At 58.2% G+C, this 25,068-nt stretch carries 23 protein-coding genes and 3 CRISPR repeat arrays; of the genes, 10 read left to right on the top strand and 13 right to left on the bottom strand.

Annotated features, from left to right (window positions below):
- Positions 1-92: 92 nt before the first annotated feature.
- A complete protein-coding gene (locus DWV48_RS02555; RefSeq protein ID WP_199588866.1) occupies positions 93-1,580 on the top strand; it encodes a lipopolysaccharide biosynthesis protein in 1,488 nt (495 codons plus the stop codon).
- A gap of 26 nt (positions 1,581-1,606) precedes the next feature.
- On the opposite strand, the gene DWV48_RS02550 is transcribed toward DWV48_RS02555, so the two are convergent.
- Entirely contained in the window at positions 1,607-2,476 is an 870-nt protein-coding gene (locus DWV48_RS02550) for a metallophosphoesterase (RefSeq protein ID WP_118653153.1), read from the bottom strand.
- Between the two features lie 182 nt (positions 2,477-2,658).
- Between DWV48_RS02550 and serC the strand changes: the two genes are divergently transcribed.
- From serC to DWV48_RS02535, 3 genes are all read left to right on the top strand, one after another.
- Positions 2,659-3,768: a 3-phosphoserine/phosphohydroxythreonine transaminase gene (gene serC / locus DWV48_RS02545; protein WP_118653151.1), complete on the top strand. Its 1,110-nt coding sequence runs from the start codon at positions 2,659-2,661 to the stop codon at positions 3,766-3,768.
- A gap of 178 nt (positions 3,769-3,946) precedes the next feature.
- Complete coding sequence (locus DWV48_RS02540; protein WP_118653149.1) at positions 3,947-5,110, top strand: phosphoglycerate dehydrogenase; 1,164 nt, start codon at positions 3,947-3,949, stop codon at positions 5,108-5,110.
- A gap of 95 nt (positions 5,111-5,205) precedes the next feature.
- On the top strand, positions 5,206-6,447 hold the full coding sequence (locus DWV48_RS02535; protein WP_118653147.1) for a DUF1015 domain-containing protein: 1,242 nt from the start codon (positions 5,206-5,208) through the stop codon (positions 6,445-6,447).
- A 446-nt stretch (positions 6,448-6,893) separates the two neighbouring features.
- On the opposite strand, the gene DWV48_RS02530 is transcribed toward DWV48_RS02535, so the two are convergent.
- Complete coding sequence (locus DWV48_RS02530) at positions 6,894-7,484, bottom strand: histidine phosphatase family protein (RefSeq protein WP_118653145.1); 591 nt, start codon at positions 7,482-7,484, stop codon at positions 6,894-6,896.
- A gap of 165 nt (positions 7,485-7,649) precedes the next feature.
- On the opposite strand from DWV48_RS02530, the gene DWV48_RS02525 reads away from it, so the two are divergent.
- Entirely contained in the window at positions 7,650-8,417 is a 768-nt protein-coding gene (locus DWV48_RS02525; RefSeq protein WP_118653143.1) for a MerR family transcriptional regulator, read from the top strand.
- Between the two features lie 90 nt (positions 8,418-8,507).
- Here the strand turns inward: DWV48_RS02525 and DWV48_RS02520 are convergent, their stop codons facing one another.
- A complete protein-coding gene (locus DWV48_RS02520) occupies positions 8,508-9,185 on the bottom strand; it encodes an HAD family phosphatase (RefSeq protein ID WP_118653141.1) in 678 nt (225 codons plus the stop codon).
- 190 nt (positions 9,186-9,375) lie between these two features.
- Here DWV48_RS02520 and DWV48_RS09135 point away from each other — a divergent pair, with 190 nt between their 5' ends.
- A complete protein-coding gene (locus DWV48_RS09135; protein WP_158574800.1) occupies positions 9,376-9,621 on the top strand; it encodes a hypothetical protein in 246 nt (81 codons plus the stop codon).
- On the opposite strand, the gene DWV48_RS02515 is transcribed toward DWV48_RS09135, so the two are convergent.
- Both DWV48_RS02515 and DWV48_RS02510 read right to left on the bottom strand, forming a co-directional pair.
- Positions 9,562-9,918 (bottom strand): hypothetical protein, encoded by a 357-nt coding sequence (locus DWV48_RS02515; protein ID WP_118653139.1) that lies wholly within the window; start codon positions 9,916-9,918, stop codon positions 9,562-9,564. The two genes, DWV48_RS09135 and DWV48_RS02515, sit on opposite strands and share 60 nt — an antisense overlap.
- A gap of 99 nt (positions 9,919-10,017) precedes the next feature.
- Positions 10,018-10,200: a hypothetical protein gene (locus tag DWV48_RS02510; protein WP_118653137.1), complete on the bottom strand. Its 183-nt coding sequence runs from the start codon at positions 10,198-10,200 to the stop codon at positions 10,018-10,020.
- Between the two features lie 451 nt (positions 10,201-10,651).
- Between DWV48_RS02510 and DWV48_RS02505 the strand changes: the two genes are divergently transcribed.
- The 3 genes from DWV48_RS02505 (at position 10,652) to DWV48_RS09130 (ending at position 11,312) form a co-directional block, all read left to right on the top strand.
- Positions 10,652-10,858 (top strand): RusA family crossover junction endodeoxyribonuclease, encoded by a 207-nt coding sequence (locus DWV48_RS02505; RefSeq protein ID WP_158574799.1) that lies wholly within the window; start codon positions 10,652-10,654, stop codon positions 10,856-10,858.
- A 39-nt stretch (positions 10,859-10,897) separates the two neighbouring features.
- On the top strand, positions 10,898-11,077 hold the full coding sequence (locus DWV48_RS02500) for a hypothetical protein (RefSeq protein WP_118653133.1): 180 nt from the start codon (positions 10,898-10,900) through the stop codon (positions 11,075-11,077).
- Positions 11,078-11,159: 82 nt separating this feature from the next.
- Entirely contained in the window at positions 11,160-11,312 is a 153-nt protein-coding gene (locus tag DWV48_RS09130) for a hypothetical protein (protein ID WP_158574798.1), read from the top strand.
- Between the two features lie 195 nt (positions 11,313-11,507).
- Positions 11,508-11,940: direct repeats of the CRISPR family, unit length 36 nt; unit sequence GTTGGATTACCAGTCAGAACGACACTGCTCCAAAAC.
- Positions 11,941-12,065: 125 nt separating this feature from the next.
- Here the strand turns inward: DWV48_RS09130 and DWV48_RS02495 are convergent.
- From DWV48_RS02495 to cas9, 7 genes are all read right to left on the bottom strand, one after another.
- Positions 12,066-12,512, bottom strand: coding sequence for a helix-turn-helix domain-containing protein (locus DWV48_RS02495; RefSeq protein ID WP_118653131.1), 447 nt, complete (start codon positions 12,510-12,512; stop codon positions 12,066-12,068).
- 31 nt (positions 12,513-12,543) lie between these two features.
- On the bottom strand, positions 12,544-12,720 hold the full coding sequence (locus tag DWV48_RS02490; RefSeq protein WP_118653129.1) for a type II toxin-antitoxin system HicA family toxin: 177 nt from the start codon (positions 12,718-12,720) through the stop codon (positions 12,544-12,546).
- Between the two features lie 175 nt (positions 12,721-12,895).
- Positions 12,896-13,523: direct repeats of the CRISPR family, unit length 36 nt; unit sequence GTTGGATTACCAGTCAGAACGACACTGCTCCAAAAC.
- A gap of 271 nt (positions 13,524-13,794) precedes the next feature.
- Complete coding sequence (locus DWV48_RS02485; RefSeq protein ID WP_118653127.1) at positions 13,795-14,043, bottom strand: hypothetical protein; 249 nt, start codon at positions 14,041-14,043, stop codon at positions 13,795-13,797.
- A gap of 60 nt (positions 14,044-14,103) precedes the next feature.
- Positions 14,104-16,840: a CRISPR direct-repeat array (repeat unit 36 nt; unit sequence GTTGGATTACCAGTCAGAACGACACTGCTCCAAAAC).
- A gap of 55 nt (positions 16,841-16,895) precedes the next feature.
- On the bottom strand, positions 16,896-17,579 hold the full coding sequence (csn2, locus tag DWV48_RS02480) for a type II-A CRISPR-associated protein Csn2 (RefSeq protein WP_118653125.1): 684 nt from the start codon (positions 17,577-17,579) through the stop codon (positions 16,896-16,898).
- Positions 17,576-17,884, bottom strand: coding sequence for a CRISPR-associated endonuclease Cas2 (cas2, locus tag DWV48_RS02475; protein WP_118653123.1), 309 nt, complete (start codon positions 17,882-17,884; stop codon positions 17,576-17,578). Before cas2 ends, csn2 begins: the two co-directional genes overlap by 4 nt.
- A gap of 23 nt (positions 17,885-17,907) precedes the next feature.
- Positions 17,908-18,783, bottom strand: coding sequence for a type II CRISPR-associated endonuclease Cas1 (gene cas1, locus DWV48_RS02470; RefSeq protein ID WP_118653121.1), 876 nt, complete (start codon positions 18,781-18,783; stop codon positions 17,908-17,910).
- Positions 18,773-22,927, bottom strand: coding sequence for a type II CRISPR RNA-guided endonuclease Cas9 (gene cas9 / locus DWV48_RS02465; protein ID WP_233546070.1), 4,155 nt, complete (start codon positions 22,925-22,927; stop codon positions 18,773-18,775). Before cas9 ends, cas1 begins: the two co-directional genes overlap by 11 nt.
- Before the next feature lie 306 nt (positions 22,928-23,233).
- On the opposite strand from cas9, the gene DWV48_RS02460 reads away from it, so the two are divergent.
- Positions 23,234-23,746 carry a DUF188 domain-containing protein gene (locus tag DWV48_RS02460; RefSeq protein WP_118653117.1) on the top strand — a complete coding sequence of 171 codons (513 nt, stop codon included), beginning with the start codon at positions 23,234-23,236 and terminating at the stop codon, positions 23,744-23,746.
- 6 nt (positions 23,747-23,752) lie between these two features.
- On the opposite strand, the gene DWV48_RS02455 is transcribed toward DWV48_RS02460, so the two are convergent.
- On the bottom strand, positions 23,753-24,853 hold the full coding sequence (locus tag DWV48_RS02455) for a putative manganese transporter (RefSeq protein WP_118653115.1): 1,101 nt from the start codon (positions 24,851-24,853) through the stop codon (positions 23,753-23,755).
- Positions 24,854-25,068 lie beyond the last annotated feature (215 nt).

Here is a 25,068-nt window from a genome sequence, read left to right as displayed (position 1 = left end):
CGTCCGTATCGGGCCGCTTCCAAATCGTCCACGCCGCCCTTCGGAAAACAAAGGGGCTATACTTCCGAGCAACCCAACCGATTGGAATGCCCGTGCCTTCACATCCGCTCGACAACCTCCGTGTCAAAATCCGCGATCTCCACACGCGTCACGGAGATGGCAACCGCGCGTATATCGCAGGCGGACGACCCAGCAGCTCGCGCACGGAAGCCGCGGAACAACCCTCCCCGCGCGAACCTGGTCCACTCGCACGCCTGGCGAATGCCTGGTGGACGCGGCTTATCGAATCGATTTACGACGGTGGGCTCTCCGCACAGGAGGCAGAGTACGAAAGCGGCGAAACACGGCGCGACTACGTGTGGAACACCATCGGCATCGGCGTATGGGGCATGGTCTTTCCCGTGCTCACCGTCGTCGCCACCCAACTCGCCGGCACCGAACAGGCAGGACGCTTCTCCATGGCGTTCGCCGCCGGCACCCTGCTCATGTTCCTGTCGAACTACGGCGTGCGGACGTTCCAAGTATCTGACATCGACGAGAAGAACTCCTTCGCCTCTTATCAGCTCAATCGCTGGATCACCTCGATCATCGCACTCGTGATGGGACTCCTGTACTGCACCATTCGCGATTACGGCCCCGGCATGCTCATGTTGTCCATGGGCGTCTACGTCTACAAGATCGTCGACGGCCTCGCCGACGTATACGAGGGTCGTCTCCAGCAGGCGGACAAACTCTATCTCGCCGGCATCAGCCAGGCACTGCGCTCCCTTGCCTCCATGGCGGCATTCTGCATCCTGCTGTTCCTCACCAGGAGCTGCGCCGTCGCGGCGGCAGGAATGGCCATCGCCGCCGTCGCCTCGCTCATCCTCGTCTCCATTCCCCTCGCGCTGCTCGAAACGGAAGGGTCGCGCCCGTGGAATATGGGAGAGGTGGGTTCCCTCTTCCGCCACTGCTTCCCGCTGTTCTCCGCGGTTTTCCTTTTCAACCTCATCGAGAGCCTGCCCAAGTTCGCCATGGAGGGCATGCTCTCTTACGATAACCAGCTCTACTTCAACGCGCTCTTCTTTCCCGCGCAGGGCATTCTGCTCGCCTCCGGGTTTATGTATAAACCCCAGCTGCTCAGGCTGGCGAACATCTGGTCCAACCCACGCCGTCGCAAGCGCTTTGACCTCATCGTGCTCGCCATGTTGGGCGTCATCACCCTGCTCACCCTGGGGACCCTCGTGTTCATGGGCTGGATAGGCATATCGGTCATGAGTTTCATGTACGGCATCGATTTCGAGCGATACCGTGTGGCGGCGAACCTCATGATCATCGCGGGAGGCGTGAGCGCGTCGATCGACTTTCTCTACGCCATCATCACCGTCCTGCGTCATCAGAGCTCGGCGACCAAACCCTATCTCATCACCTTCGCGTTCGCCCTTGTCGTACCCACGGCGCTCATCTGGATCATAGGCCTCGACGGCGCGGTCATAGGCTACCTCGCGTCGATGACACTCCTATTGACGCTCCTCGGCATCAAGTACTACCGCATCAGGCAAAACCTCTCGCAGCGCAACCGTTCGCCGTTCCGCTCTTGATGCACGGCGCTGCGATGCGGCAGGGGTTACTCCCCTTCTTCGATGTCCGCGAGCCACACGCGGCGGTCCTCGAGGCGCATAATGCCCACGCGGCCGCTCGGATACCCGGTGGCGGCAGAACAGTCGATGCAGATGCGATCGGCCACACCACCCGTGTCGCGCGAGGGCCCAACCTCCACCATCACGCCGCGCAGGGCTTCATCCACGCCATCACCGCACATGAGCGTCGCGTATCGACCCAAAAGCACCGAGGGCGTGTGTCCGGCAATGACCACGGGGCCCCGTCCGTCGCAACCGACCAGTCCCGTGGGTTCCGACCAGAACTCACGGCGTATCCACAGAAGGTCGTCAACCCGTTGTTGAACCATAGCATCGAGTAGGTTGCGTGGCGTGGCTCCGCCATAGCCTCCCTGCGTATCGGCCGTCACGCCCATCGCGGCAAGCGACTCCCTCAACCGTGAAGCGTCGATGCCCGCGTGACACAACACGTGCGAGCGACGGGCACCGGGAGCCACGGAGCGCCGTGCATCGTCAACCTCCACGACCGCGAACGTCGGCAATTCCGCGAACCAATCCATGACATCGACGTACGCGTCGCGCGCAAGCGCGTCGAGCTGCTCAGATGTGACGAAACCGCCATTCATGTGCCACGCCATCATGTCCGACTCGTCACCCGTGAGAATCGTCTCGAGTAGCATCGCTTCGTGGTTGCCCATAAGCACGTGCGTATTGGGCAGAGAGCGCACGATGCGCACCACGCCCAGGGGATCGGGGCCACGATCGACCATGTCCCCCAGGACGAAGACGGCATCATTCGATCCAGGCTGCGCCAATTCCAAAGCGCGGTCGAGTGCCCGCGCATGTCCGTGCGCGTCCGATGTCACATACGTCGCCAATGCAGTCTTCCCTTCAAGGTCAACTTGAACGTTAGGGTTATTGTATTCCCCTCAGGCGCATATCTCAAACTCCCGTGTCGCGGCCGTGTAAACAATTGAATATGGAAAGCGCCCCCATGCGCCGTATGCTTTAGAGTGATAAAGTACATCGCATTATCCAAACGACTCCCCAAAGGACAGCCATGGCACGCGTGCACAACTTCTCCGCCGGTCCCGCCGCGCTCCCCGAGCGCGTGCTGCGCGAAGCTCAATCCGAGCTGCTCGACTTCGCGGGCAGCGGCATGTCTGTGCTCGAGATGAGCCACCGCTCCCCCGTCTATCAGGCCGTCATCGACGAAGCCGAGGCGACCCTGCGCCGACTGCTCGCCATCCCCTCGAACTACCGTGTGCTGTTCCTGCAGGGCGGCGCGACCCTGCAGTTCGCGGGCGTACCGCTGAACCTCATGCGCCGTGGCCATGCGGGCTACGTCGTGAGCGGTAACTTCTCCAAACTCGCCTGGAAGGAAGGATGCAAGTACGGCCAGGCAGAGGTTCTCGCCAGCAGCGAGGACACGAACTTCGACCGCATCCCCGACCTCACACCCGTAAAGGAACGCGCCGCCGCGGGCGACCTCGACTACGTCCACATCTGCCAGAACAACACGATCTTCGGCACGCAGTTCCACGAGCTGCCCGACTGCGGGTCGACGCCCCTCGTGGCTGACGTCTCGAGCTGCTTCCTGTCCATGCCGCTCGACATCGAGCGCTACGGCCTCATCTACGCCGGTGCCCAAAAGAACGCCGGCCCCTCCGGCGTGACCGTGGTGATCGTTCGCGAGGACCTCATCGAAGGCGGCCCCGCGCGCACCGACATCTGCCCCACCTACATGGGTTACAAGCTGCAGGCGAGTAAAGGCTCCATGTATAACACGCCCAACACCTTCGGCATCTACCTATGCGGCAAGGTCTTCCGCTGGATCGAGGAGACCGACGGGCTCGTCGCCATGGCACAGCGCAACCGCGCCAAGGCAGAGCTCCTCTACCACATGCTCGATGAAAGCGAGCTCTTCCACGGCACGGCCCAACGCGACAGCCGCTCCATCTGCAACGTCACCTTCCGCACCAACGACGTAGACCTCGACGCCGCCTTCATCTCCTTCGCGCGCGAACGGGGCATCGAGGGCGTGAAGGGACACCGCCTGGTGGGCGGCATGCGCGCCAGCATCTACAACGCGGTGACCATGGACTCCGTGGGGGCCCTCGTGACGTGCATGAAGGAATTCGAGAGGAAATTGCCGTCGCGATCTATCTAGGGGCACCGCCCCTCTCCCATTGCGCCACCGCATCGCGTGTGGAACGTCAGGCCGGCTCCCGTGAGGTCCGCCGCGAGTTCCGCACGAGCCGAAGGCCGCGAAACGCGTCATGCGCACCAGCAAGACTGTCCGAGCACCGGGCCTCGCAAGGACCGGTCAGCGGGAATGTGAGGCATTCATGAGATACATCAAAACCATCGACGACATCACCAAGGACGGCAGCGTCGACTTCGGCGCGGGATACGAATTCGTCGAGGACGCCAAGGACGCCGACGCGATCCTCATGCGTTCCACCGACCTGCATGGCTACGAGCTGCCCGAGGGTATCCGTGCCATCGGTCGCTGCGGCGCGGGCGTGAACAACATCCCCGTCGAGGAGTACGCGCGCCGCGGCGTGGTGGTGTTCAACTCCCCTGGTGCCAACTCAAACGCCGTCAAGGAAATCGTCATTGCCATGATGATCATGTCGAGTCGCGGCATCGTGCAGGCCATGCAGTGGGTGCGTGACAACGCCGAGGATCCCAACATCATGGTCGATGCCGAAAAGGCGAAAAAGGCGTTTGTCGGGCGCGAGGTACGCGGCAAGCGCATCGGCGTCGTGGGCCTCGGCAACGTGGGGTCCAAGGTCGCCAATGCCTGCGTCGAGCTCGGCATGGACGTCTACGGCTACGACCCGTTCATCTCCGTCGAGCACGCGTGGGCCTTAAACCGCGAAGTCCAGCGCGTGGGCACGCTCGAGGACCTCTGTCGCGGCTGCGACTATCTCACCTTGCACGTGCCGTCCAAGGCAGACACCATTGGCATGATCTCCACCGAGCAACTCGCCCTGCTCGCCCCAGGCGCCGTGCTCATCAACTTCGCCCGCGAGACCATTATCGACGAGGACGCAGTCGCCGCGGCGCTCGAATCCGGGAAGCTCGCCTGGTTCGCCTGCGACTTCGCCACGCCCAAAACGGTGAAGATGCCCCGCACCTTCATTACCACGCACTCCGGCGCCGGCACCGCCGAGGCGGAGGCAAATTGCGCCGACATGGCGATTTCGGAGCTCAAGGACTACCTGGAAAACGGCAACATCGCGCATTCGGTGAACTACCCGTCCTGCTCCATGGGAAAGGCCCGCGCGGCGAGCCGCATCGCATGCCTGCACGCCAACGTCCCGAACATGATCGGCCAAATCACCGCCATTCTCGCGAAGGACAACGCCAACGTGCAGCGCATGGTCAACGAGAGTGCCGGCGAGAACGCCTACACGATGTTCGACACCGATGAGCACCTCGACAGCGTAACCATCGATGCCCTCAAGGACATCTCCGGCATGTACCGCGTCCGCGTGATCAAGTAGGCTCGACGGCGCCCCCGCTTAGAGCGGCCGCCGTCGAGCCCGCCGGGCGCGTACAATAGTGGGCAGTCACGCCTCGTCATCTGAAAGGAGGCCCCATGAAGGCCCTCCCATTTCCCTGCATCCGCCCCGTTCCCGAGCATGCGGCGGAGGTCGCCGCGCTGCCGTATGACGTGTTCGACCGCGCCGAGGCGGCGGCGTATGTGGCGGGACACCCCCTGTCGTTCCTGAACATCGACCGCCCCGAAACGCAATTCGACCCTGAACACGACATGTACGCCCCCGAGGTCTACGCGCGCGGGGCGGAGCTGCTGCGCGAGCGCATCGAGGACGGGACGTTCGTCGAGGACAAGAACCTGGCGTACTACATCTACCAACTCGCCTGGGAGGGCCGCGTCCAAACCGGCATCGCATGCGTTTGCGCCGTCGACGATTACGAGCAGGGCGTCATCAAACGCCACGAGCTCACGCGCGAAGACAAGGAGCGCGATCGTATCGAGCACATCGAGGCCCTCGGCTGCCAAACTGGGCCCATCTTCCTCACCTACCGCGACCAGCCCGTGCTGAACATGATCGTGGGCGCCGCCAAAACCTCAACGCCCCTGTACGATTTCACCGACGAGGCCGGGGTGCGCCAGACCGTGTGGGAGGTCGCGCGTCGCGACGCCGTGGATGCGCTCCACGCCATGCTCGGCCAGATTCCATGCGCCTACATCGCCGACGGCCACCATCGCGCCGCAAGCGCGGTGAAAGTTGCCCAGCGCATGCGCGAGCAGGCCAAGGCGGAGGGCACGTACACCGGTAAAGAACCCTTCAATTACTTCCTCTCCGTCCTGTTCCCGGCTAGCCAGCTCACCATCCTGCCGTACAATCGCGTGGTCGCCGACCGCAACGGCCTCGATACACACGAGTTGCTCGAGGCTCTGAGCGGCACGGGCTTTGGAATCATCGAGGCAACGGGGCCGGTCGAGCCGAGCGAGCGCGGGGTGTTCGGCATGTTCACCGACGGCACCTGGTATGAGCTGCACGGGGACATGCGCGACGCCGTGAGCGCCGTCGCCTCCCTCGACGTCTCCATCCTGCAGGACCACATCCTCGCGCCCATTTTGGGCATCGACGATCCTCGTACCGACCCCCGCATCTCATTCGTGGGCGGCATTCGCGGAACCGATGAGCTTGAGGCCCGGGCGGGCAAGAACGGCATAGCGTTCACGCTGTGCGCCACCGGCATCGACCAGCTGCTCACCATCGCGGACGCCGGCGAGGTCATGCCGCCCAAATCGACCTGGTTCGAACCCAAACTGCGCAGCGGCCTGTTCATCCACCGCATCGCGAAGTAGCTCAAAGCCGCTTTCCGGCCCTTGGTTCCGTGCATTTTCACGATGATGGTCAAAATACCCTAGTTGTGCGCCAACATGACCTCGTTTCCAGCGATGCATACTCGGCCGCACATGTGAATCCTGGGGCTTTGCTCTCATCTAATGAACCAGACCGGCGATCGCCTGCGCGAGCACGACCCGGAGATCGCGCAATCCTGGGGTTTTGTCTTGAGGCTTCTTGAGGTTCAGCGCACAAACAGGGCATTTTGACCACTTGACCGGAATCGTATGGGGCGCCAAGCCCTCGGCCTTAGAACTTATTCATTCACCACTGCGATTCATGTCATTTTATGCAAGACCGCCCGGTTCCATGGAAGCCGGGCGGTCTTGCCGCGCGCCACTTGAAAGCCCATGCGCAAAGCGCGCAACCGGTGCTGCCGAAAAGACGCATCCGAGACGCGAAGCGCCTACTCCCCGAGCAGCACCCTCAACCGATCCTGCTCGATGACCTCAATCAGCTCGAACATCCCCTCGCTGAACGCAAAATGCATGATGCTGCAGTTGCCGGGCACCTTCCCATGATCGAACCCGCCGTCGGGCACCCATCGGGTCAGGAACTCGCGACATGCCGACCCGTGGCTCACCGCCAACACGCGCTCATGGCCGGGACGCGCCATGATTTGCGCAAGCGCATCGCTCACACGACGGCGCACGTCCACCTGCGCCTCACCACCGAAGGGGACATAGAAATCGCCCCACGGGAACGGCGGCATAAGGCTCACGCGCTCCCCCTCGAACGCGCCGAACCCCCATTCACGCAGGTCCTCGACGCGCTCATAGCTCATATCCACGATGCGCTCGATAGTCTGCTGTGTGCGGGTCAGCGTGGAAGTGTACGCATGGTCAAACGTGATTCCCTCGCGCTCGAAATACCTGCCGATGCGCTCCGCCTGCTCCTCGCCCTCGAGCGTGAGAGGCGCATCGCACCAACCTTGGATCACTCGCTTCTCGTTGAACATGGTCTTGCCGTGTCGGACAAGATACAGGTCGCCGTGCATCAATACCCCCCTTTGGCGCCCCGTCGCGCGAGCGGGCGTCGCATTTGTTTACATCTATGTGTTCCGATTGTATCAATCGACGGCGAAATGCCGACCAAGCCCGTCCTTGACCTTAACGTTGCGGAAAGGTTTATTCTACGGACGATCGACGTCGAGGAGGCCGACATGGACTTACGGGAAACATACGGCATCGGAGAGGTCTCCAAGATCGCGGGAGTATCGACCCGCACCTTGGGTTTCTACGAGGAAGAGGGGCTGCTGAAGCCCACGAGGGGCCCCAACGGGTACCGCCGCTACACGCCGGCGGACATCGACCGCCTGCAGGAGATCCTGCTCTTGCGCCACATGGGCGTAGGCACGGCCGAGATCCCACGCGCCCTGAGCGCCACCGAAGATGAGCGCCGCCACGCGCTCGCCCATCATCTCGAAACGCTCAAGACGGAGCATGCGCGCCTCGAGGCGCTCATCCGAACCGTCGAAACCACCATCGAACACATCGAGAAAGGAACGCCCATGAGTGACAAGGCCAAATTCGAGGGCATGAAGCGGGGCCTCATCGAGGACAACGAGCGCGAGCACGGCAAGGAGGTTCGCGAGCGCTGGGGAGACGCCGCGGCAGACGAGGCGAACCGCAAGATGCTCAACCTGAGCGAGGGGGAATTCGAGCGCTTCCAGGAGTTGGGACGGGCCATCAACGAGGCGCTCGAGGCCGCCGTGACCGCGGGCGCCGACCCGACGGGCGAAGAAGGCGAGCGCATCTGCTCCATGCACCGCGAGTGGCTCGGATTCACCTGGAACTTCTACACGCCCGAAGCGCATCGCGGCCTGACCGAGATGTACGTCGCCGACGAGCGCTCCACCGCATACTACGACGGGAACGTCGCCGGGTGCGCCACCTGGCTGCACGGTGCGATCACCGCGCACGCGAGGTAGGAACGCCCCTCGAATATCGTGCACCGGCGGGGCATTGGGCCGACGGACGGCGCCCGCCCGTATCGCGCGGCATGAGAGGAGCGTGAACGGCTACTTCCCGACGACGTCCGCACCGCGACCCAGTGGGCCCGCCTCGCGCAGGAGATGACGAACCGCGTCGGCGAGGTCGTCGCCTTCCCATGCGGCAGTGGCGGCGGCGCATGCCTCGGCGGAGGCGTTGATCGCGAGCGAGGCGCCCACAACCCCGAACAGCGGCATATCGGAGCGACTGTCCCCCACCGCCATGCACGCGGCCACATCGACGCCGAGCGCGCGGGCACGGTCCCGTGCGAACGCCGGTTTTGCAAACTCGTCGGCATCGCGCGCCACTTCGCCCGTGAACACGCCGTCGACCACCTCGAGCTCTGGTCCGCACCACCCGGAGAAACCGAAGCGCCGCGCCAGATACGCCCCGATATAGGACCAGGTGCAGGAAGCCAGATATGGCTCGAGGCCCGCGTCGCGGCATATGGCGAGGGCGGGCGCGATACCATCGATGAGGGGCATGCCGTCAAGCCACGCCTCGACGTCCTGAACGCGAAGGCCGGCGTAACCCGCCGCATCCACGCGACACACCGCGGCGTTATCCATCTCGCCGCGTGCGTACGCCTCCTCGGCGGCGCGCATCTCATCGCCGATGCCCAGGCGTTCGGCGACGAAGATGCCCGAATTCACACCGCGCGTGAGCGTTCCATCGATGTCGAAGAAGATGAGACCCCTAGGTTCCATCGAGCAGCCCTCCCATAACAAGCCGAGGCGGCGCGACGATTAATAGCATGAATCGAACTCGCACCCTTAGCCGCCAGCATCGAATTGCGTCCGGACGAATCGGTACCATTATCGCAAGGAATGAGTTTCCCGGCGATACGCGAAATGCCGTTGAATGGAATCTCGAATGGATAGGACGACAAACACGTTGATGGCTCAGATCATCTTGTCGCTTGCCATGTTCACACTCGGCATACTGGGCCTCCTCGTCTACGCGTACCTTGAATATCGCAAGAAGCCCGTAGCAGAGCAACGAGTGATGCGCAAAAGGCTTCTCATCGCTTTGGGCCGTGGCGTGATTAACCTGGTCAAAATCACGGCAGCGGTTGTCGTGGCGCTATTCGTCTCGGTCTTTTGGCTTGCCTTGAAGGAGAACCCGGCGCCCAAACGGCGATAAGGTGCGATCGTACAGCCCATCGCTGAAGAGCAAGCTGGGCGCGTGCGGGCGTGCGGGAGGGTCTTCGCGTCTCGCCGCCCCGTCGGAACTCCCATGTCTTCCGAGTTCGCGGGCCTTTTTGGCGATGAACGCATCCTCCTCGGCTTCGCTCACTTCGTCGACCCACAGCTCGCCGATGAGCATGTCCATGATCTCCATGCTGTGGACCCAGCGCGCCCGGGCGAAGTCGTAGGTCTGGCACACCGTATCGTCCATGCGATGAATCCCGATGCCGTTGTCCTCGATGTAGTACTTCATGCGCCCCCTTGAGCGAACGTAAACGCAGGCATCGATATCCCCCACTTCAATTTAGGGACAGTCCCTAAATTGAGGTTTGGCGCAATTACAGCAAGCCGCCTATCTGCGATTCTGCATATCTGCCGAAATGAGATTCTTGATATAGTCCGTTGTGTTGTCTTGCGATTTCAACCACGTATACATCTCTTCATCGGCGTCGCTGTTCGGATAAAACCGAATGGTTAGCTGCTTAACCTTCTTGCGATAATTGTTGGTCGCACGGCGCTGCGCTTCCGTCTGCATTGCCCCCCCTTACGGTTGCGATTTTATACTTACCAGTATGAATCTTGCTCTCCGGACTCATGGCCTTCAAGCTCTCATCGAAGTTGGCCAGTGCTCGTCACCCATGAAGGGTGCGGCGCGCAGACGACGACGCACCCCTTGAGGTCGCGAATCATCGCTGCTGTGCGGCCTGACAACACCCCCTTGGATGACACGCCTTCACTCGGAAGGACCCATGCTGATGACACTGGCACTCAACCGCCCCTTAAGCAACACGGCACTTATGCCAGCATTTGGGGCGCGTGACGGCCTCAGAACGACACTGCTCCAAAACAGTATCCCATGTGGATATTGACCTCGGCTCGTTGAATTACCAGTCAGAACGACACTGCTCCAAAACGACCGTGGAGATGCCCTCGCGCATCATGCGGTTGGATTACCAGTCAGAACGACACTGCTCCAAAACCTCAGGGTGGCATGGTGCTTCCCGACGGAGGGCGAGCACTCGGACGGCGAGCCGCACACCGCCAAGCCGGACATGGGCAACATGCTCAAGACGCTGGAGGATTGCCTCGTGCGCTCGGGCGTCATCGCCGACGACGCGATCATCTGCGGCGAGCAGCTGTCCAAGGCGTGGAGCGACCCGAGTGGCATCTACGTCGAGGCAAGCGAGCTGTGATATAGTAGGCTATATAAAAGTCATTACGAGGAGGCGGCGATGGCGACGGCAGCGCAGGTGAAGGCGACGACGAAGTACATCAAGGAGAAGCAGACCACCTTCGTGTTCCGCTGCCACAACGAGAAGGACGCGGACATAATCGAGTTCCTGAGGTCGCAGAGCAACGTGTCGGGCTTCCTCAAGAAGATGGTACGAGAAAAGATGCAAGAGAATATATAGTAGAATACTTGTAACTCCCTTAGATATATAGTAATATATATATCAACAGGGAGGGCAACGGGCCCGCCGAAAGGAGAAGGGTATGGAAGACATGGGAATGAGCGACCTTCAGTTCAAGAGCTTCCTCAAGCAGCTGGTCAAGCGGCTCGAGGACGCGGTCGAGAGCGGGGACGAGGAGATGTCGGAGAAGCTCAGGGACGTCATCCAAGACCTCAAGAGCGACATCGAGAGCTAGGCGAGCGGGCCCCGGGAGACCGGGGCCCTTCGCTTTGCGGGGGACCCGAACGGCATGATTGAGCCCGATGAGAAAGGGGTCGCATCATGGCGTACGCAGGAGAGCGCAGGAGCACGCGCAAGTTCAAGGAGCTGAAGCGGGAGTTCTTCGGCGAGTGTATGAGGACGAGGCCGCCGTGCTGGCTGTGCGGCCAGCGTTGGATTACCAGTCAGAACGACACTACTCCAAAACAATGACACGGTTTACCTCCTTCCTGTGGAAGTTGGATTACCAGTCAGAACGACACTGCTCCAAAACCGACCTGTCGATCGCGACGGACAACTTCACGTTGGATTACCAGTCAAAACGACACTGCTCCAAAACGCAACCCATGACGGTCACGTCCGCGCTCTGGTTGGATTACCAGTCAGAACGACACTGCTCCAAAACAAGCCGCCAGAGTAGCCCTTGGTGCCCCATGTTGGATTACCAGTCAGAACGACACTGCTCCAAAACAATTGGAGCTGATGAGAAAAACAACGAACAGTTGGATTACCAGTCAGAACGACACTGCTCCAAAACGCGGGGGGCGCGGTGCTCCCCGCCTTTTTCGGTTGGATTACCAGTCAGAACGACACTGCTCCAAAACCCCTTCGTGGCTGGAATGTGCGCGATCGGCTACGGCCCCGCGTCCCCTTGGCCCCCCTTCATCCTGTCTTGCTTTGGTCGGCGGAAGGGTGGAGGGGCTTTGTGTCCGAATGGAGACGGCTCTGCCTAGGCGCACGCTGCGGCGCGCGGTCGCCCTGCCTCGCGCGGCGCAGCCATGCGTGCGCGCAGGCTGTCGAGCGTGACGTACGAGCTGTGCCCGTCGCGCCAGCCCTCGAGCTGCCCGGATGCGAGCATCTGGGACACGCGGCCGGCGCTCACGCCGAGCATTCGGGCGGCCTCGGCGGCGGTCACGCGCTCCACGGTCTCAAGCCCGGCCATGACGGACACGAGCAGGATGGAGCCGCCGTGGCGCGGCGCGTTGCCGAAGGTCGGCTTGGGCATCTCGACGCCGCGGATGGCGCTGTCCTCGACGGTCACCTTAAGCCAATCGGTGACCATCGCGCAGAGATCCTCGTAATCCTCGCCCTGCGTGCCGCCATCGAGGTCGAACGGCTCGGCGATGAGCCAGCCGTCGTCCTCGTAGACCTCGAACTCGTATACCGTTGACTTCATGTGTCGCTCCTCTCATGGGGAAGGGGCGGGGCTACCTGAGCCCCGCCTGCCGCTTGATGATCTCGAACATGCGATCCTTGATCTCCCGGTGCCTCGGCACGATGGCCACGCGCCCGTCCGGGTGAACGAACTTCTCGTGGTTCGTGCCGCCGCGCGACTCGAAACCGTGGCGCTCGAGGAACCTCACGACTTCCCTTCTCTTGGTCATCGCTCTCCTTCCTGACGCATTTAATTATAAATACTGTTTAGCTGTTTGGCGGTAGAAATATAAAGAATATTTAGATAAGAGACCACCATAGAAGGTTGCCCTGTCGCGACTCAAGGCCCGTCTAGTCCGGCCATGTGGCGCAGAACGCCATCCTCTCAAGCGCCTTCCGGTTCTTGTTGGATTACCAGTCAGAACGACACTGCTCCAAAACGGACATCGTCGAGGCAATCCACCTCATCCAGTTGGATTACCAGTCAGAACGACACTGCTCCAAAACATCTCTCAACGCTTCATAGCGGAGACCCTGTTGGATTACCAGTCAGAACGACACTGCTCCAAAACTCCAAGGACCTGTACCTCCAGTACACCTCCGTTGGATTACCAGTCAGAACGACACTGCTCCAAAACCGCGGATTACGTGCCGTGTCGTGACGCAAGGTTGGATTACCAGTCAGAACGACACTGCTCCAAAACATCCCACGGCGTAGGGTAGTGGTCGATAGGTTGGATTACCAGTCAGAACGACACTGCTCCAAAACCGGTCTCGTCGCCAAGCTCTGCAAGACCGAGTTGGATTACCAGTCAGAACGACACTGCTCCAAAACCCCACGTGGGGGACTGCAAGAGCGATAGCGGTTGGATTACCAGTCAGAACGACACTGCTCCAAAACGAAAGCTTGTCGCTGATTTCCTGAATCTGTGTTGGATTACCAGTCAGAACGACACTGCTCCAAAACTCTTGCGTTACTACTGTTAGACAAACATCTGTTGGATTACCAGTCAGAACGACACTGCTCCAAAACGGGTCGGTCTGCGGGTCGGTCTCCTGCGGTTCGGTCTTGACGTTGCCCTCGTTTGCCATGTCCTTCTCCTTCCTGGGTTTGGTTGCGCGCTTCCCTGCGCGGGACAGGCGGGATTTTTACGCGTTCCCATGCGATGCGGAGAAGGTACGGCATGTGTCGCGCGGCGGGTTCGCGGCATGGTATTTCCGTGCCATCGGCGTTGGCGCGGCATTTCTGCGCCATGGAAAAAAACCGCCCCGTGGGGCGGCCTTCTGTGTGACTTCTGTTGTGGCTATTCGGGTATCTGCTCGATGAGTGCGAGCCATTCGCCAGAAGGGCCGCACACCTCGCGAACCGAGCCGTTTGGAGCCATGAGGAGCAGCGGCATGCACGAGTCGGGGACATCGTCCCCCTCAGCGTCGTAGAACGGCACGTAGAGCGTCCCCTCGTTGACCCGCACGGGGTCGTTCATCGCGATCTTGCACGGGGCGGATTCGCGCAGCTCTCTGAGTTTCGCCGCTATCGCGCTCGGTAGTGTCATTTCATCTCCTCCGCCGCTTCCTTGATGAGGTCGGTGAACTTCTTATCATCGATCCGCATGGTTGGATTACCAGTCAGAACGACACTGCTCCAAAACGCGTATCATGGAGTGCTGCAAGCCCGTGAGTTGGATTACCAGTCGGAACGACACTGCTCCAAAACTCCCACCGCCTTCTGATGAATAACCGAAAGTTGGATTACCAGTCAGAACGACACTGCTCCAAAACCAGGGGCCTCACGATAGACAGGGCGATCGTGTTGGATTACCAGTCAGAACGACACTGCTCCAAAACCCCTGCTTGAGGGCGAACGCCCTGTGCAGGTTGGATTGCCAGTCAGAACGACACTGCTCCAAAACCGCCGATTACGTGCCGTGTCGTGACGCAAGGTTGGATTACCAGTCAGAACGACACTGCTCCAAAACATTCCGACCTCCTTCAGGTCATTGCCCCTTGTTGGATTACCAGTCAGAACGACACTGCTCCAAAACTCGACAACTTCCGATTCAACGCGCTCCGATTGTTGGATTACCAGTCAGAACGACACTGCTCCAAAACGGCAACGTCGACTGCAACGCGATTGTGTCCGTTGGATTACCAGTCAGAACGACACTGCTCCAAAACCCACGATCACGGTTGACGAAGCCAAGCTTTGTTGGATTACCAGTCAGAACGACACTGCTCCAAAACTGTGTATTCATCTTGCAACGTCTTGCATATGTTGGATTACCAGTCAGAACGACACTGCTCCAAAACACGCAATGCTGCAGGAAAAGAGTCCCCGGGTTGGATTACCAGTCAGAACGACACTGCTCCAAAACGACGCGATACAGCTTAGGCCACATGTCTTCGTTGGATTACCAGTCAGAACGACACTGCTCCAAAACCTTGCGTTGCACAGCGTTGTTAAATTTGAGTTGGATTACCAGTCAGAACGACACTGCTCCAAAACCCCGACCGCATGCCAGACGCCAGCCGGGTCGTTGGATTACCAGTCAGAACGACACTGCTCCAAAACCACATCACCGATAACGGGCACCAATGTGCAGTTGGATTACCAGTCAGAACGACACTGCTCCAAAACGGGCAAAGACGTCGACGGCGTGACATGCGAGTTGGATTACCAGTCAGAACGACACTGCTCCAAAACACTTCAAGCGCGATCGCTGCGACCTCACCGGTTGGATTACCAGTCAGAACGACACTGCTCCAAAACGGAAGCGTGTTGCTTGTCTCGTGGATTTTTGTTGGATTACCAGTCAGAACGACACTGCTCCAAAACTTATCAGCTGAGGATTCTGTAGCGGTGCCGGTTGGATTACCAGTCAGAACGACACTGCTCCAAAACGGAGACCATCGACAGCGATTCCGAGGACATGTTGGATTACCAGTCAGAACGACACTGCTCCAAAACATTCGAATTCACAGGCAACGCCGGCGGTGCGTTGGATTACCAGTCAGAACGACACTGCTCCAAAACCAACGGCGACGCACGCAAGGCGGCTCTCGGGTTGGATTACCAGTCAGAACGACACTGCTCCAAAACGCCTTGGTCGCGTATCTCGGCGACGAGCGCGTTGGATTACCAGTCAGAACGACACTGCTCCAAAACCGTGATCTACATCTCCAAGGAGCTCGTCACGTTGGATTACCAGTCAGAACGACACTGCTCCAAAACCCAACGTGGCCTCATGGGTCGGTGAGATGGGTTGGATTACCAGTCAGAACGACACTGCTCCAAAACAGCAGGCCGACCCACTTGAGCACGTCGTACGTTGGATTACCAGTCAGAACGACACTGCTCCAAAACAAGGAGGCTTGATGGAACCAGAGATTCACAGTTGGATTACCAGTCAGAACGACACTGCTCCAAAACACTAATACCTGGAATGTTGAGACTTCCACTGTTGGATTACCAGTCAGAACGACACTGCTCCAAAACCGTGAGCGTCGACTACGGCACGCAGAACCCGTTGGATTACCAGTCAGAACGACACTGCTCCAAAACTAAAGGCATCGACGACAACTTCGTCGATTAGTTGGATTACCAGTCAGAACGACACTGCTCCAAAACGTGGCCGTCGTAGTTCTCGTCGGCGAGCCAGTTGGATTACCAGTCAGAACGACACTGCTCCAAAACCCGAGTTCGACGTTCGCACCCTTGACGACTGTTGGATTACCAGTCAGAACGACACTGCTCCAAAACGCCCTCATTCCACGGAGAATCCTGGTAGCCGTTGGATTACCAGTCAGAACGACACTGCTCCAAAACGTTGCGGTAGCCCATGCGGCCTTCTCCGTGTTGGATTACCAGTCAGAACGACACTGCTCCAAAACCCAGGCGTTTTACGAATTGAGCGAGAGCGGGTTGGATTACCAGTCAGAACGACACTGCTCCAAAACGCACACCACGGACATCCTCGCGGTCTCGACCGTTGGATTACCAGTCAGAACGACACTGCTCCAAAACCTGCGGTTGCGGCTGCAATTAGGCATTGACGTTGGATTACCAGTCAGAACGACACTGCTCCAAAACCAAGGGTTGGGACATGGTGCGCACCGAGTTGTTGGATTACCAGTCAGAACGACACTGCTCCAAAACGGAGTGCCACGCGGCCTGCAACCCGGCGGGGTTGGATTACCAGTCAGAACGACACTGCTCCAAAACTAGACGCTGAGCTGCCCGCTCTCGAGGTAGTTGGATTACCAGTCAGAACGACACTGCTCCAAAACCGACGGGTATACGACCTTTATAGCCTCCATGTTGGATTACCAGTCAGAACGACACTGCTCCAAAACCATTGAAGCAAATTCCTCCCTGCAAAGAGGACGGACGTCCTGACAATTCGTGTCGTTATATCTCGAGAAAGTGCTGGTCAATACGCATCTTGCTCTCATGACTATAGCTTATATCGCACACCTTATTTTCCAATAGCAATACCTGCATTTCATGGAAAAAGACTCTGTCGAGGAACTGTTCAAACTCGATTTTGCCCAGAAAAGTTTTTAGATTCACAAACACAAGCACCTTCTCGAGCTGCACATCCGAGACAAAATCTAAAAACATATTCAGCATGTCAATGTACGGAAGGTCATCGCCCCTATCTGCCGAAAAACCAAACGATTTCAGATAACGACGCATATCCCATTCTACGTTGAATCGGTAATCGCATTCCACCTGATGCGTCAACCGCTGAGAGAATCCCCTCAAGTGGCTGCCGTAATCCTCAAATAATCTTCGGGCTTCCTCGTCCTCATAGAGAAGCGTCTCCATCATCCCAAGCAGCTTGCCGGAAAGCTCCGTGCAATCCCAGGGAAGATGCAGCGGATCGGGGACCGTAAATAGGACTCGCGAGGGCGCAACCTCATTACCGACTTCATCCCAAAGGGAGAACTGCTCGAAGACGCCCTCTCCTCCATCCGACACAAGAGACCGACATATGCGCGCGAACAAGCAGGAATTCTCAACCTCGACCGTACTGATGTGCCCCCTTGCAATATCTATCGGTCTGTCGGCACCAGCGAATATCAGCTTCATAACACAAGGAACTCCTCCATCGTGTCGACTTCGTCGTGAACCGCCTCATTGCCCGTTATATAGGTCATCGTTGCGTACTGTTTCTCAGTCACTTTTAGCACTTGGACAAGTCCCTCCGAAGGACGATGTTTCCTCATGCGGGCTATCGACCCCGATGCCGCGGCCTCATTCACGACAAGCTTTGAATACACCGACTGCTGCAACATCAGAAAGCCATCTTTAACCAGATACTTTCTAAACTGTGAATATCTCTTGCGTTGCGCCGCGGTGCCGACCGGCAAATCGAAAAATACAAGCAACCGCATGTACCTCACTCGACCTTTCGGGCTCATCGCACATCGAAGCTCTGAACTTCGTCAACACCTATCTTCTTGTTGAGCGCGTTGATGCAATCCTGGACGAACAGGGAGACAACCGAAGAGAGCCTATACTCCCCGTCCTTATACAGCACTGTCGTATTCATTAGGTCCCCAAGCATTCGACGTGATCCGGCATCGAACTCAACCCCGATCCACTCATCAACCATTCGATCAACGATTGGCCTAAATGGCTCCATCAAGTCACAGGCTAGATTGAACTCGTTATATTCGCTGTGATGGCATATCCCGCATTGAGTCAGATAGCCACGCGAGACGATCTCCCTATTCACCGATGACAGAAGCACAGCGTAGCCGTAATTCAAGGCGTCGTTCACCGGACAATTGATATCGCGGGAGAACCATTTGCCGAACAGAGCCTGAAAGTAGACCCTCGCCGCATGCGCTTCTCGATTGGTGGTGTCACCTGATCTAACCTCGTCAATGGCCGTTTTGAGAACTCGGGCTTCTGGCAGATCACGATCGGCCAGAACAGCGGCCTGCTGTCGAATCTTTTCCCTAACAACGCGCTGCCACACACGCTTTTTGATTGGCTCTCCCCAAGCCAGCTGCTCCTGTATGCGCTTGCTCACGTTATGAGCCCCGTATAGGGGCAGCGCCTGCCCGACCGGATTGTGCTTCTCGTCTGAATAGACGAGGGAGATCTTGCTCTTGGCCAACTCCGCCATCAGATAGGCGCTGATGTATACCTGCATCGTTTGAAGTATGACGGACGAAATCTCCGACAAATGGACCTTCGCAACATCATCTTCCTTACGTACGACCATATATCCACTTTTGTATGAGAGCCTGCAAGGGCTCTCTATGAAGATGGTCCTAAAGCCCAATGTAAGTTTTCCTCTCAAACATGCCGGTCACAGACTGATCGATAAACGTAATGCCCTGATTGCTCAGTACGTTTCTAAAGACGATTTTCAACTGGCCTGCAGTCTTCGCGCCTCCAATCGGCCGCATGTCTGCCATGTTGTTTGAAGCAGAGGACAACGCAAGAAGCCCTTTCAGGATGAGGTCCTTATCTTCTTCCCCCAACCGCTCAAACGCAGCCGATCGGTCATCCAACTTCAAGTTGTCATACAGACGCCTGTCAAACCTCCTAATACCGACCATCATTTGATTGAACAGGGAATCACGTACGCGAGGACCAACCGGAGCGCCCGAAAGCAGCCTCTCAACCAAATGCGTCTCTTCCTGGCCAAAGGCCAATGGAACGGCACTCCGGACCTGGTCGGCACCGGTGATAAACAACCTGCATCCGTCAACTTCAATGAGCTGCTTGATAGCTATCTTCGCACGAGCGATAGACTCGAACGCATATCCCCTCTCTTCGGCAACCTCACGCCCGAAAGCCTCGATATCGACTTGCCCCCCAGCAGCGCGAGACACCGGAACTGGAGCAAAGTCAATAAGTCGCTTGCCCTTCTTATCCTTCGCGTAATAGCAGAAGAAATATGCATATTTCTCCGATGAATAGCCGCCGTATTTAGACGGATCGAGCCCTTCTTTAAGCGGGAGGGAGAGTTTCATCTTTCCACGCGGCGAATAGATAGTCGCATCCCAAAACGCACCAGATGTCTCCTCCGGCATACGGCTCAGGTACACCTGCCGATAGTTGAGATACTTGCGAATGCGCTCACATTCGAACTCGGCGTCCCACGTATCCTTGAAGATCTCGCCCGTATCTTTGTCGAAACCCGAATGCAGGAAGCTCGACACGATGAAGCCAGCCGATCCAGGCAGGCGGCCCGTCCTCTTTGCCTCGTCTGCTTGAACGCGCACAAAATCCTTAACAACATGCGCATAGCCGATGGGATTGTCATACATTCCAGCATGCCTCAGCAGCAAAAACCTACCGATCTCCGCAGCGAGAAGTGCATCGTGCGCATGGTGAAAATCGTTGATCTCACGGCACTTGTAATAATGCTTGGCCTCGCGCAGCTCATGCGACAGACTCGCCTTGATGGGAACCAGCCTCGACTCAGGCAGGCGATTCTCGAGCATCATCTTCGTCAACTTGACGATCTGCGAGGTTTCAACAAGCTGACGTGCGATAAAGCCCTTAACCCGACGCTCGCTGACATCTGAGCACATGAGGTTTCTCAGTTTCTTATCACCTATAAGGCCGCAACGGTGCAGCTCTTGCCAATAGCTCGCCATCTTTACGCGAACCCCTTGAGGCAACAATAGCCGATTCGTCTTGGTCTGATTTTCACTCTTTAGAACGAGGGCTTTGTTTTCAAAGCTATCATCTTTGATGTAGGACTGTGGAATGATGTGATCGACTTCATATTCAGACAGCCTCGTCACGTCAAGAGGAGCCTTGGAGTACAGGCTCTTACCTCCCTGAATGAAATACAAGGCCAGCCTCTCATCGTCGAAATCGGCAGGCTTGAACTCCTTCAATTCTCTCGCCAAATCAGCGTTTTCCCTCTTAAACGCATTAACAGCCTCTTTTATCGTATCGTAGCGCCTCTTCGTCCTCTTGCCCTTTTTCGACGCATCTTCATCACGCGTGTTCTCGATAAAGATGTTCACAGGAGGCTTGCCCGCTATATGGACAATCTCCTCGACAACACGGACGGCCTGATTGACCGTCCTGCGCAGCGCAGGAGATCCAGGCAGGTCAACCACCTCAAGGCGACCGGCATCAGCGATTCTTTCAGCGTTTATTTCTTCGATTTTATCTTCAAAGCCCAGGCGTTCATCATGCAACACCTCCATAAGGACCATGGTCCTACCCTGTTCACCGCCTACAGGGCTGCCTTCGCGAAGGATATCCATGATGGAGCGAGGTCCGCAATCCGTCTCAGCCTCGACCTCAGCCAGGAACTTCTCCGATAGGTTGCCCCAGCCCGTCAGACGCTTTTTGCAGATAATCTTGATCTGTTCGGAGCTCAATCGATCTGAGAAATTGCGGACGAGCTGCTCTTTCAAAATCGAACGATCCTCGAATAAGGTACTCCACAGGATTATGGTCTCAACCATAGGAATTATCGAAGGCGACAGTTCGTCGGTCTTGAAAACGTCTTTGCAAAAGAAACGGTACGCCGAAAGGGAGGATTCGAATTTACACTCTCCCTGACCACCGCGGACATGAACACGGGCCCATCCGCGATTGGCGCGCATCCAATCTTCGACCATTTTGTACGTAACACTTCGACGCTGCCTGAACAGGTCATCCATGATACCCATACGGTCGGCATAGTCGAAGCGCCGCCAATCATCGCCATCAACGGAATACCGAGCGCCGTTAAGCTCATTGAGGACACAGAACTCCTCATACAAAAGAGAATTGCGAGGAAGAACGCCCTCCCCTATCAAGTAGGTGCAATCGCTCGTCATGCGCTGGATAAACGTATGCGCCGCATGACCCTTGTCGATAACCTCCTCCCAATTCCAGGGATACACAGGCTCGTCCTCCATACCGGGCTTACGAGTTGCCCAGGCAAAACGTGGATTGCCATGGTGATCGAGAGCAGCGTTTTTCTGTGTCAAAGGCCCCAAGTAATATGGAATCCTGAAGCTGACAAGCGACTCGATTTTGTCTAGGTTCTCGAGCAGGAACGGATAATACTTGCCTTGATTCTTGAGAATCGCGTCCATCTCCTCCAGATGGAGTTGATACGGGATGCTGCCGTTATCGCTCGTTTTGAGCCTCCGCAGGAAGCGCTCCTCCTCAAAGCGGCCCAGCATGTCCTTATAACGTTCGTCCGTTACGGCATCGGTCTTATCGAGAAGGCTCTTGACCTCTTTAAAGAAGTCAGCATATGCAACCTTATGAACCAAGTCGTAACGCGTATAGCCCTTGGCCTTTGTCGGGTCATAGTTGCAAGTGCCCGGAATCAGCTCACCACGGAAGAAGGCGTCATACTGGCTGGGCGCATACGTACGCACAAGAGACTTCAGCAGGGCGAGGTCGGCTCTATACACCTCATACTCCCGAACCTTGCAAAAGGAAATCGTTCTACCAGAAACAGATGAAAGAGAACCCGAGGAGATAGGGGCACCATTTCCGGAACTCAAGATGCCCAAAAGCACATATGCAGAATATACCTCTCGAATCGCATCGAACAAGCTCATGGCAACGTCGGGAATTGCCGCAAGGGCAGCATCTACCTTCTCATCGTCGGAAAGGGTGAAAGACGAGTCCTCGAACTCGCATCCGAGCACGGCTGCAAAATCAACCTTATAGCCCACAATCGCGCGAGAGATGCCCCTCCCCATCGTCTTCTGGGCGTCCTTATCAAGGCCGAACAGCTTGCCAACCGACTCCGACTTCTCCGCGCGGGAGAGAGACGAATCCTCGAGCACCCGCTGGATAGAAGCCGCATCGCAAGAGCAAGGAATGTCCAGGGTGATGCATCGATCCTCCAGCGCAAGACACAGCTGCTCAACAGAATCTTCCATGTTGGCAGCAGATGCGCTCAAGCTGGGATTGTCTTGGTGGAGGAAATTGCCTCGATGCTTGACGATGTTGTGCAGCGCGAGATAAATCTCCCGCAGGTCGGCCTTTTTCTCGGTGGTCATCAGCCAGACACGAAGGTGGTAAATTGTGGGGAAGCGTTTGTAATAGTCTCTCTCCGCATCAACGGTGAGAAAGAGAGGGCTGTGGTAATCGCGACACGACTCATCTCTATCTTCACGCAAGAGGCGAGCCTGTTTAAGGCGGATAAAGAAAGTCCGATCTACATCAGCCATATCATTCTCGAAAAAGCGCTGCAGCAAATCCAGACGCCAACGACGACGCTCATACCTACGGCGCTGACCGCGCTTGAGCCGAGCGTCCGCAGCAGTTTCGCCCGAAGGGAAAACGCGACTTCCCAACGTCGGCCTACCGTTCTGCGTGAGAAGCTCGCCATCTACACCGGTAACCGCCCACCCCACAGAGCCGGTTCCAAGGTCAAGACCAATGTTGTAGTCACCTTGAATATTGCGCAGTTTCATCTTGTCCCCAATCTGTGCTACAGTAAGCACGTCTTGATTACCAGTCAGGACGACACTGCGAGTCAAAATACGGCTTTGCCAAAAATGCCTTCGGCGCCGCGTAGGCGGCAGTTTGACTTGCCAGGGCCCTCATCGAGGGCCCTTTTTCGTCCTCGAGGTACACCATACTATTCCGTGCAGACAAAAAACCCTCAAGCTTCAATGTAATCGGCGAGCAGCCATTTTAATATGTCAACGGAGGCCAAGGGATCAATGCCAGGCCCATCGGTCGCCAGCCACGCCCACGCACCGTAATCTTCGAATAAACCGAATGACCCTCGAGAAACTGGACCCTCCATGCCCACCCTCATCATCGACGCCGATGCGTGCCCGGTCACCCGTGAGGCCCTCGCCTGCGCGCGCTCGGCACGCGTCCCCGTGCTGATCGCCGGTAACTCCACGCAAAACCTCGCTCGGCGCATACGGCGCGACGACCCGCGCGACGCCGAGCACGCCCGTGGGCGCGACACCTCGCATCCGGGCTTTTGGGCGGAAACGCTCGACGTCTCCTGCGGCGCCGACAGCGCGGACTTCGCCATCATCGAGCGCCTGCAGCCCGGCGACGTGGTCGTAACGCAGGACATCGGCCTCGCGAGCATGGTGCTCGGCCGCGGAGCCACGGCCATCGGGGTGCGTGGCCATGTCTACAACAAGGCGACCATCGACATGCAGCTGTTCATCCGTCACGAGGAGAAGAAGGTCCGCCGCGCGGGCGGGCGCACGCAGGGGCCGGCCGCCTTCACCGACGACGACCGCGAGCGTTTCCAGCGCAACCTCGCCCAGCTCCTGCGCGAGGCGCTCGACAACTAAATCGCGCTACAGCCCCAGCGCTGCGAACACCAGGCCCCAAACGCATGCGACCAAGAACAGCCCGGCCACGATCACGGTATTCTCGCGCGGATGGCGATTGGTGCGGAACAGCACGAGGTACCCAACGCCGGCGGACGCGAGCAGGCCGGCCATGAGGGGCGCGAAGCCCAGCACGCCCTCCAGGTAGAGCTGCGTGATCACCACGCTCGCCGAGCAGTTGGGCACCAGGCCCACCAGCGCGGAGGCGAATACCGCGAGCAGCCGATTGCCCGAAAGGAACGCGGCCAAAGCGTCCTCACCCACCGTTTCCAGGACGAGCACCAGCGCGAACGTTACCAGGAAGATGAAGAGGCTCACCTGCACGGTGTGCGAGACGGCGCTCATCACGATTGACCCGACGATTCCGAAGCGTCCACCGGCATGACCATGGTCATGACCGTGGCCGTGATCATGGTCACAACCCGAAACATGTCCGTCGGCGTGCTCGTGACCGTGGTCATGACCGTGCTCGTGGCCGTGCTCGCCCCCATGCGTATGCACGTGACGATGCCCGCAGCCACAATGGTCCTGTTCGCACAGACAGCAGATGTGCTCGGCGGTCTCCCCGCCCTCGGCCATCTGATCCACCACATCGGCCTCCATGCCATCGCGGCGAACGGAGAGCACCGTGCGACGCAAGAACGCGTGCACGCGAGCATTCCTGCGCAGCGCGCGGATGGCGAGGTCCGCCACCACGCCCGTGATGAGCGCGACCAGAACCTTCAGCCCCAGCACGCGAAACAGCAAACCCGCCTCGACCTGCTCGGCAACCAACATGGGCAGCATCTCGTCGGACGTGGAGAGAAACACCGCCACGAGCGTACCGAGCGTCACCACGCGTCCAGCGTAGAGTGTAGCCGCCATGGCCGAGAAGCCACACTGCGGGACCACGCCCAGCAGTGCGCCGACAACCGGTCCGGCAGCGCCCGCTCGGCGCACAACCGCGTTCGCGCGGGCACCCGCGGCATGTTCGAGCGCTTCGAGCGCGATGTAGGTCACAAACAGGAACGGCACGAGCGCGAGGGTGTCCTCGAGCGCATGCTCAAAGAAATGCAGCAGCAGATCCACGAACGACTCTCCTCAACGGGAACATCCAACGGGACCCGACGCCCCGAGGGTAGCTGTTTACATACCCCGTGCGCCACCTGGCAAACACGCGATACGCGAGTGAACCAGTATACTAATAGTTTCCCTTGGATAACTCATGACGACAGACAGCATTTCACAACCATAAAAAATCTGCCCGACCGCAGCGCCGCGCAGTCGGGCGACAGTTGCACTCG

This window comes from Collinsella sp. AF08-23 (assembly GCF_003479805.1).
Classification (GTDB): Bacteria; Actinomycetota; Coriobacteriia; order Coriobacteriales; family Coriobacteriaceae; genus Collinsella.
This window is presented reverse-complemented; position numbering and strand designations above follow the sequence as displayed.